We start from the raw sequence: 9,372 nt of genomic DNA, 5'->3' as shown, positions 1-9,372 counted from the left end.
ACACCGGCGCCGTCCTGCGCCGGCACGTCACCGAGACGGCGGCGCCGCTCCCGGGCCTCCCCGCCGAGCGCCGGCGCCGGTTGGCCGTCACGCTGGGCGCGGTGGTGCTCGCCGTCGTCCTGCTCGTGGGCGGGGTGCTCGCGCTGGCCTGACCCCGCCGGCAATGCGCCGCCGCAGACCTCCCGCGGAGCGCCGGACCTCGGCGGGGGGGCTGCCCGGCGCGGGCAACCGCTAGGCTGGAGCGGTGGCAGTCGTCGATGTTTCCGAAGAGCTGAAGTCCCTCACCTCGACCCTCGAGTCGGTCGAGGCCGTCCTCGACCTGGACAAGCTGAGGTCCGATATCGCCGTGCTCGAGGAGCACGCGGCCGCACCGTCCCTGTGGGACGACCCGGACAACGCCCAGCAGGTCACCAGTCGGCTCGCGATGCTCCAGGGGCAGGTCCGCAAGACCGAGGAACTGCGCACGCGCATCGACGACCTGGAGGTGATGTTCGAGCTCGCCGAGAGCGAGAACGACGCCGACACCAAGGCCGAGGCGCTCACGGAGCTGGAATCGCTCCGCAAGTCGATCGCCGAGCTGGAGGTCCGCACCCTGCTCTCCGGGGAGTACGACTCCCGGGAGGCCATGGTCTCCATCCGGGCCGAGGCCGGAGGCGTGGACGCGGCGGACTTCGCCGAGCAGCTGCAGCGGATGTACCTGCGCTGGGCCGAGCGCCGCGGCTACCCGACCGAGGTGCTGGACACCTCCTACGCGGAGGAGGCGGGCATCAAGTCCACCACCTTCTCGGTGCGGGCCCCCTACGCCTACGGCACCCTCTCCGTCGAGCAGGGCACCCACCGTCTGGTGCGCATCTCGCCGTTCGACAACCAGGGCCGCCGGCAGACCTCGTTCGCCGGTGTCGAGGTGCTCCCGGTGGTGGAGCAGACCGACCACATCGAGATCCCCGAGAACGAGATCCGCATCGACGTGTTCCGCTCGTCCGGGCCCGGCGGCCAGTCGGTCAACACCACCGACTCCGCCGTCCGGATGACGCACCTGCCCACCGGCATCGTCGTCTCCTGCCAGAACGAGAAGTCGCAGCTGCAGAACCGTGCCGCGGCGATGCGCGTCCTGCAGTCGCGGCTGCTGGCCCACCGCCGGGCCGAGGAGCAGGCCAAGATGGACGCGCTCAAGGGCGACGGCGGCAACTCGTGGGGCAGCCAGATGCGTTCCTACGTGCTGCAGCCGTACCAGATGGTCAAGGACCTGCGGACCGACCACGAGACCGGCAACCCGCAGGGCGTCCTCGACGGCGACATCGACGACTTCATCGAGGCCGGCATCCGCTGGCGGAAGCAGCAGGAGCAGGAGGCGCAGGGCTGAGTCCCGGCGTCCCGGCGCGGTGTTCCCTCCCGGTCCGTCCGGCCGGGCGGGGGGCTCCCGCCGCCATTGGGGGCGGGTTTCCCGCCCGGAAATCGGGGGAGTCCTGGGTGTTCTCCCTCACAGTGATCTGAACTTCTCCTGACGTCCGCGCAGTTGAATGTGTCGAAGCAGTGCGTGCGCGGTGGGGGTATGCCACGGCGCCTTGCGCCTGCGGAGCGTTGGTATCCCGTGACTTGACGGTGTGACCATTCGACGCAAGGCTGTCCGCCGGTGCGCCTGCGTTTTTCGGCAGCGCGCGGTATCCGGGGGGAGCGGCGCCGGGCTGATTGCGTGCCCCCGGCGGTCCCCGGCCACGGAATCCCGAGCCACCGAGTGCAGGGCACCCGATGACGAGTCACGCACAACTACATCAGCTACAGGGGGTAGTGAACACTTATGGCGAGTTCCAAGGTGCGCATCAACGTGGCGCGGTTGGCCGCCGGCGCGGTCTTCGCGGCGGGTGCCTCTCTCGCGGTCGCGGGTGTCGCCCAGGCCGACGGTGGTCCGGGCGGCTGCCAGGACGACCCCACGCAGACCTGCCCGCCCGACGACGGCGGCGATGACGGTGACACCACCGACGGTGGCCTGATCGAGGGCATCGTGCAGGGCGGCGACCAGGGTGGTGCCGACGAGGGTGCCGAGCAGGGTGGCGGCGACCAGGGCGGTGCCGACGAGGGTGCCGAGCAGGGTGGCGGCGACCAGGGCGGCGGCGACGAGGGTGCCGAGCAGGGTGGCGGCGACCAGGGCGGCGGCGACGCCGGTGGCAACCAGGGTGGCGGCGACCAGGGCGGCAACCAGGGTGGCGGCGACCAGGGCGGCAACCAGGGCGGCGGCGACGCCGGTGGCAACCAGGGCGGCGGCGACGCCGGCGGCAACCAGGGTGGCGGCAACCAGGGCGGTGGCGACCAGGGCGGCAACGGCAGCACCGGTGGCAGCACCGGTGCCCCGCCGCCACCATCAGCGCGATGGCCGCGAGCGCCAGGACGAGCGCCAGCAGGCCCGCGGGCCCCGTCAGCGCCTCCCAGGGCCCCCGCTCGCGCTGTCGCGCCAATTGCGCGCGGCACGTCGCGCAGCGACCCTCGCTCACGCGCCCCGCGCAGTTCGCACACACCAGCCAGTCGGCGACCATGCGGCGGCTCCTCTCGTAGCGTCCTCCACCACTGTGCCACCCCGTGGCGCGAAGCGGGCCACCGAGGCGGTGTGACGTCCCCCGAGCCCCTGAGCCGGGGGGCCGCGACGGCGCGCGCCCGGGGGGTTCGGCGCGGGGCAAAGGGGACCTATGGGGACGGGTCCGGACGCCGACTGCGCCGGGCGTTGCGGGTCGCGTATCGTCGCCCCTCGAAGGGGGTGCCGCCAGGCGAAGGTTCTCCCACACCTACCCAGTCCCAGCTTGGTGCAACCGTGATCCGATTCGACAGCGTCAGCAAGACCTACCCCCGGCAGAACGCGCCCGCGCTGCGGGACGTCTCGCTGGAGATCAACCGCGGTGAGTTCGTCTTCCTGGTGGGCTCCTCGGGCTCCGGCAAGTCCACCTTCCTCCGGCTCATCCTGCGGGAGGAGAAGGCCAGCGAGGGCAGTGTCCACGTGCTGGGCAAGGACTTCGGCCGGCTGTCCAACTGGAAGGTCCCGCAGGTCCGCCGGCAACTGGGCACCGTCTTCCAGGACTTCCGGCTGCTGCCCAACAAGACGGTCGGTCAGAACGTCGCGTTCGCCCTGGAGGTCATCGGCAAGGGACGCGGCCAGATCCGCAAGACCGTCCCCGAGGTGCTCGACCTGGTCGGCCTCGGCGGCAAGGAGGACCGGATGCCGGGCGAGCTGTCCGGCGGTGAGCAGCAGCGCGTGGCCATCGCCCGCGCCTTCGTCAACCGGCCGATGCTGCTGATCGCGGACGAGCCCACCGGCAACCTCGACCCGCAGACCTCCGTCGGCATCATGCGACTCCTGGACCGCATCAACCGCACGGGGACGACGGTCGTGATGGCGACCCACGACGCCCAGATCGTGGACCAGATGCGCAAACGCGTGATCGAGCTGGAGAAGGGCCGCCTGGTGCGCGACCAGGCCCGCGGCGTCTACGGCTACCAGAACTGATCCGCGACAGCAACGAGTAGGGAAAGGACGCCATGCGCGCCCACTTCGTCCTGTCGGAGATCGGTGTCGGTCTCCGTCGCAACGTCACGATGACCCTGGCGGTCGTCGTCTCCGTCGCCCTGTCGCTGTCGCTGCTCGGCGGTTCGCTGCTCGCCCGCGAGCAGGTCGGATCCATGAAGGACTTCTGGTACGACAAGGTCCAGGTCTCGATCTTCCTCTGCAACAAGTACGACGCCGAGGCCGATCCCGCCGCCTGCCCGCGCGGTGCGGTGACCGACGAGCAGAAGCAGGAGATAGAGGCCGAGCTCAACGCGTACGACATCGTCGACCAGGTCTGGTCGGAGTCCGCCGAGGAGGCGTACGAGCACTACCGCGAGCAGGAGAAGGACTCGCCGCTGGCCGCCGTGGTGACGCCGGACCAGATGCAGGAGTCCTTCCGGGTCAAGCTCCACGACCCGGAGAAGTACGAGGCCATCTCCACCGCCTTCGCGGGCCGGGACGGAGTCCATTCCGTCCAGGACCAACGGGCGTTGCTGGAGAACCTGTTCCAACTCCTCAACGGCGTCAACATCGCGGCGCTGGGCCTGATGGCGCTGATGCTGGTCGTGGCCCTGCTGCTGATCGTCAACACCGTGCGGGTGTCGGCGTTCAGCAGACGGCGGGAGACCGGCATCATGCGGCTGGTCGGCGCGTCCAGTTTCTACATCCAGGCGCCGTTCATCCTGGAGGCCGCGATCGCGGGGATCATCGGGGCGCTGTTCGCCTGCGGACTCCTGGTGAGCGGCAAGCTGTTCCTGATCGACGGCTTCCTCGACGAACGGATCCAGGTGATCGACTTCGTCGGCTGGGACGCGGTGCTCTCGGTGATGCCGTTCATCCTGGTGGTGGGGGCGCTGATGCCGTCGATCGCGGCGATGTTCGCCCTGCGCAAGTACCTCAAGGTCTGACGCGCGAACCCCCCTCCCGTCCACGCCCCGGCGCACCTCCGTGCGCCGGGGCGTGGCGCGTCCGCGCTCGCGCGCGTCGATGTGATTCGGACGACTGTGGGCCGTCGGTACCGTTACCCGCCCGGTCCGCTGGCCTACACTCCGCAGCATGTCGCGGCTCGAACGCCTCTACCCACGCCCGGGCCTGCGCCGCTCGGTGCTCGCCGGTGCCTGCGCGGGCCTGCTGGCCGCGGGAGCCTGGTCCGGACCGTGGGGCGTGGGCACCGGCCACGCCGAGCCCGGTCCGTCGCCGGACGCCGCCCGCCTCGTCGAGGGGGCCGGCGACCACTGGTCGTCCGCCTTCACCGCCGAGGAGTACGAGGCGTTCCGGCAGTCCCTGGACGGCGAGTACGTGGGGACGGGGATGGCGGTGCGCCGAACCCAGGACGGGCGGACCGTGGTGAGCGAGGTCCGCTCCGGCAGTCCCGCCCAGCGTGCCGGGGTCCGCTCCGGGGACCTGCTCCGCAGCGTCGACGGCGCCTCCGTGGACGACCGGCCGGTGACCGAGGTGGTCGGCCGGCTGCGCGGCAGCGGTGGCCCGGCGCCGGCCGGCGCGGGCAGCGCCGTCCTGGTGGGCGTGGAGCGCGACGGCCGCAGCTTCGAGGAGCGGCTCTTCCGAGAGCTGCTGGCGGTCGAGCCGGTGACCGTGCGCCGGGTCGAGGAGGGCGTCACCGAGGTGCGGGTCGCCGCGTTCGTGCAGGGGGCGGCGGAGCAGGTGCGCTCGGCGGTGGCGGCCGCGCCCGCCGGGGACGGGATCGTGCTCGACCTGCGCGGAAACGCCGGCGGGCTCATCGAGGAGGCGGCCGAGACCGCCTCGGTCTTCCTCGACGGCGGCGTCGTCGCCACCTACGACGTGCACGGCCGGGAGCGGGCGCTGCACGCGCGCACCGGCGGCGACACCGACCGCCCGCTGGTGGTGCTGGTGGACGGCGGCACCATGAGCTCGGCCGAACTGCTCGCCGGCGCGCTGCGCGACCGGATGCGGGCCGTGGTGGTCGGCCGCCCCACCTTCGGCAAGGGCACCGTGCAGATGCCGGTGGAGCAGCCGGACGGTTCCGTGGCGGAGCTGACGGTCGGTACCTACGCGACCCCGTCGGGGGCCCGTGTCGCGGACGGCCGCGGCATCGAGCCGGACCTCGTGCCTGCCCCGGGTGACAGCCCCGACGCCACGGCGCGGTCCGTGCTGCGGGGGCTCGCCGCCGGCGACGGCTGACCGGCCCCGCCGTCGGCGTGCCGGTGGGAAACCCGGTGCCCCGGGCGGGGCACCGGCCGTAGGATGGCCGGGTCATGGCTAAAGAGACGGGGCGCAAGCTGATCGCGCAGCACAAGAAGGCGCGACACGATTACCACATCCTCGACACCTACGAGTGCGGTCTGGTGCTGACCGGCACGGAGGTCAAGTCGTTGCGTCAGGGACGGGCGTCCCTGGTGGACGGCTTCGGGCAGATCGACGGCGGGGAGGTCTGGCTGCACAACGTCCACATCCCCGAGTACGCCCAGGGGACCTGGACCAACCACAGCGCGCGGCGCAAGCGGAAGCTGCTGATGCACCGGGCGGAGATCGACAAGCTGGTCGGCAAGATGCAGGAGAGCGGTCTCACTCTGGTGCCGCTGGCCCTGTACTTCAAGGACGGCCGGGCCAAGGTCGAGCTCGCCCTCGCGCGCGGCAAGAAGGAGTACGACAAGCGGCACACCCTGCGCGAGCAGCAGGACCGTCGCGAGGCGGACCGGGCCGTCGCGGCGGCGCGCCGCCGTCAGCGGGGCCGCTGAGCGCCATCGCGCCGGCCGCGCCGAGCGGCGGTCGCGGGCGCGCGCGGGAATACATTCGCCCGCCGGGACGCTGTCCCGTATGATCGGACGCAGCGCACGACGCGGGGACGCGGCTCTCACGGGCCGCCGAGGCGGGTCGTTTGTCAACTCAACATGGGGATGATCGGTTTCGACATCGGCTGTCCAGGCAGGGGAAGCGAGCCGAGGAAGCGACAATGATCTCGTTAACCATATGTCGCAAAAAAATAATCGCCGAAAACAAGCGCGATTCCTTCACCCTCGCTGCCTGAGCAACGAGTGTGAAGTGTCAGCCCGGGGGTGTTCCCGCCCCGGTGTCTGGCATCAGCTAGGGGACTCACCACCAGCTCCGGTCACGGGAGCTGACTGGGACATCCAACAGTGACTGGGCCCGTCGGGGGCTTGTCCGTGTGACTCCCGGGGCCGAGAAAAGCGCAGCGGACTGCGCTCGGAGAAGCCCTGTCTCTGCACCGATGGACGCGGGTTCGATTCCCGCCATCTCCACTCGACAGCGGGCCCCCGGCCAGGCACCACGCCTGGTCCGGGGGCCTTCGCGCGTTCTGCGGCCGTGGCCCGGTACCCGGCTCAACCGCGGGCGGCTCGGCCACCGTGGTCGGCGACGAGGCGGGTCACGCGTTCCGCCATGGCGGTGTCCTCGGCCGTGACGGCTCCGCCGGCGTCGTGCGTGTTCAGCGCCAGGTCGACCGTCGTGTAGAGGACCGTCACCCGCGCGTGGTGGCCCGCCTCGTCCTCGGCGGCGGCCAGCGCCGCGTAGAAGCCGGGCAGCGCGCCGCGGTCCACGGTGAACGAGGCCGTCAGGCCGTCGTCGCCGAGCCGCCAGTCGGTCAGGTCGGCGAGGGCCCGGTCCAGTTCCGCGTCGGTCAGGGGGCTCGCGGGCATCGGTCTCTCCTCTGCTCGGTTCGGTTGCCGGCCGCAGCGCACCTCGCGGCGGCCGGGCGCTGCGCACCGCCGAGTCTGCCGCCCCGGAGGGGCGTGCGCGAGGCGGCGCACGGGCCGCCGGCGGGTGCGGGGGCCGGTCGGCGGTACCCCCGCCTCCGCGCCGGGGAGCATGTGTACGCTGCCTGGGGCGGCGACCCGGGCGCCGAACCCCGCGGAGCCGGGGCATCGGCCGGAACGGGGCCGCGGGTGGGGCACCGACGGCCGCCGTGGCCGAGACGCGGGGAGGAACGCATGGGCGCGAAGCAGGTCCGGATCGCAGGGGGCGTCGCCTTGGTGGGCGTGCTGCTCGCCGGGGCGCTGTTCTGGCTGCTGCGCGGCGACGACGGGGACGCCGCGGCGCAGCGCGCGGGCGAGTTCCTCGCCGCGTGGCCCGAGGACGTGAGCGAGGAGGACGGGGACAACCCGGCCGCCGAGCTCACCGACGACCCGGAGGCCGCCGCCTCGCTGATGGCCTCGGTGACCCGCAACCTCGCGGCCGACGGCCGCGAGCTGACGGTCTCGGGGGAGTCCCGGGAGGTCGAGGGCGGCGACCGCGAGGTGCCCTACACCGCGACCTGGGACCTCGGCCCCGGACTGCCCGAGTGGAGCTACGAGGCGAACGTCCGCCTCACCCGCGCCGACGGCGGGTGGACGGTCCGGTGGGAGCCGGCCGTCCTCCACCCCGAACTGACCGACGGCACCACCCTGGTCCGGCAGGAGGACCGTCCCGACCGTGCGCCGGTGCTCGCGGCCGGCGGGGAGGAACTCGCCGGCGTCGGCCGGGTGTGGAGCCTGTCGATCTGGCCCGCACAGCTCACCGACCCCGACGCGGCGTGGGAGGCGGTCGACGGGCTCGACGCCGGTGTCGACATCGAGGCGTTGCAGACGCGCGTGGAGGAGGCCGACGAGGACCAGGCCGTGCCGGTGGTGACGCTGCGGGACGCCGACTACGAGGAGCACCGCGACGCCGTCGAGGCGGTGGAGGGGCTGCAGACCGCCGAGGGAAGCCGCACGCTGGCCCACGAGGCGCGTGGTCTGGTCGGCGCGGTGGACGCCGGCAGCGGCGAGGGGACCTCTGGCCTCCAGGCGCTCCACGACGCGGAGTTGACCGGTGTTCCGACCACCGAGGTGGTCCTCGCCGACCGGGAGACCGGTGCCGCCGTGACGACGCTCGCCGCCGGCGAGGGCGGGGCACCGGGGGAGCCGCTGCGGACCACGATCGACGTCGAGGTGCAGCGTGCCGCCGAGGAGGCGCTCGCCGACCAGGACCAGGACGGTTCGATCGCCGCGATCCGTCCCTCCACGGGTGAGGTCCTCGCCCTGGCGGACCAGCCGGCGGACTACGCGCGCTCCGCGCAGGGGCAGTACGCGCCGGGATCGGGCTTCAAGATCGTGACGACGGCCGCTCTCCTGGAGGGCGGCACGGCCGCCGACGACGTCCTGGGGTGCGCGCAGTTCGCCGAGGTCGACGGCCGGGAGTTCCACAACCAGAACGAGTTCGAGCTCGGTGACGACACCACGCTGCGCGAGGCGTTCGTCCGCTCCTGCAACACCACCTTCATCGAGCACCGGGACAAGGTCGGTCACGACGAACTGGCCCGCGCGGCCGAGGCGTTCGGTGTCGGGACCGGGTGGGAGGCCGGGTTCGGCGCGTTCTCGGGGCGGGTTCCGGAGTTCGAGAGCGACACCGACCACGCCGCCTCGCTCATCGGCCAGGGCCGGGTGGAGGCCGGCCCGCTGGCGATGGCCGGGGTGGCCGCCACCGTCGCCGCCGGGGAGTTCCGCGTCCCGGTGCTGCTGCCCGACGCCTCCGAGCCGGAGACCACCGACGGGGAGACGCTGTCGGAGGAGACGGTCGAGACGCTGCGCACCCTGATGCGGGAGGCCGTCACCGGGGGCACCGCCTCCGCGCTGAGCGGTGTGCCGGGTACCGCGCACGCCAAGACGGGGACCGCCGAGGTGGCCGACGGGGACGGAGAGATCACCACCAACGCCTGGATCGTCGGCTACGACGCGGACAACGATCTCGCCTTCGCCGTGATGCTGCTGGACGGTGGCTCGGGTGGGTCGCACGCCGGGCCGGTCGCCGCCGCGTTCCTGGATTCCCTGGGCTGACCGACCCCGCCCCCGTCGCGGCGCCCGGCCGACCGAGGGTCGACCGGGCGC

General features: G+C 72.7%; 7 protein-coding genes and 1 other RNA gene. 7 read left to right on the top strand and 1 reads right to left on the bottom strand.

Features of this window, described 5'->3' with window-relative positions:
• The first annotated feature begins 244 nt into the window (after positions 1-244).
• The 6 genes from prfB to ssrA all read left to right on the top strand — a co-directional run bounded on the left by prfB (position 245) and on the right by ssrA (position 6,774).
• On the top strand, positions 245-1,363 hold the full coding sequence (gene prfB / locus HCN52_RS17815) for a peptide chain release factor 2 (RefSeq protein WP_168089446.1): 1,119 nt from the start codon (positions 245-247) through the stop codon (positions 1,361-1,363).
• Positions 1,364-2,803: 1,440 nt separating this feature from the next.
• Positions 2,804-3,493, top strand: coding sequence for a cell division ATP-binding protein FtsE (gene ftsE, locus HCN52_RS17810; RefSeq protein ID WP_167972541.1), 690 nt, complete (start codon positions 2,804-2,806; stop codon positions 3,491-3,493).
• 32 nt (positions 3,494-3,525) lie between these two features.
• Positions 3,526-4,440, top strand: coding sequence for a permease-like cell division protein FtsX (gene ftsX, locus HCN52_RS17805; protein ID WP_168089445.1), 915 nt, complete (start codon positions 3,526-3,528; stop codon positions 4,438-4,440).
• 148 nt (positions 4,441-4,588) lie between these two features.
• On the top strand, positions 4,589-5,692 hold the full coding sequence (locus HCN52_RS17800; protein ID WP_168089444.1) for a S41 family peptidase: 1,104 nt from the start codon (positions 4,589-4,591) through the stop codon (positions 5,690-5,692).
• Between the two features lie 74 nt (positions 5,693-5,766).
• The gene (gene smpB / locus HCN52_RS17795) at positions 5,767-6,249 is read left to right on the top strand and encodes an SsrA-binding protein SmpB (RefSeq protein WP_168089443.1); all 483 of its coding nucleotides are present in this window, start codon (positions 5,767-5,769) and stop codon (positions 6,247-6,249) included.
• A gap of 155 nt (positions 6,250-6,404) precedes the next feature.
• Positions 6,405-6,774, top strand: a transfer-messenger RNA (tmRNA) gene (gene ssrA / locus HCN52_RS17790).
• Positions 6,775-6,852: 78 nt separating this feature from the next.
• Here the strand turns inward: ssrA and HCN52_RS17785 are convergent.
• Entirely contained in the window at positions 6,853-7,167 is a 315-nt protein-coding gene (locus HCN52_RS17785) for a 4a-hydroxytetrahydrobiopterin dehydratase (protein WP_168089442.1), read from the bottom strand.
• 291 nt (positions 7,168-7,458) lie between these two features.
• Between HCN52_RS17785 and HCN52_RS17780 the strand changes: the two genes are divergently transcribed.
• Positions 7,459-9,321, top strand: a complete 1,863-nt coding sequence (locus HCN52_RS17780; protein WP_168089441.1) for a penicillin-binding transpeptidase domain-containing protein — start codon at positions 7,459-7,461, stop codon at positions 9,319-9,321.
• Positions 9,322-9,372: the final 51 nt, after the last annotated feature.

It is taken from the genome of Streptomyces bohaiensis (assembly GCF_012033785.1).
GTDB classification, from domain to species: domain Bacteria; phylum Actinomycetota; class Actinomycetes; order Streptomycetales; family Streptomycetaceae; genus Streptomyces; species Streptomyces bohaiensis.
This window is presented reverse-complemented; position numbering and strand designations above follow the sequence as displayed.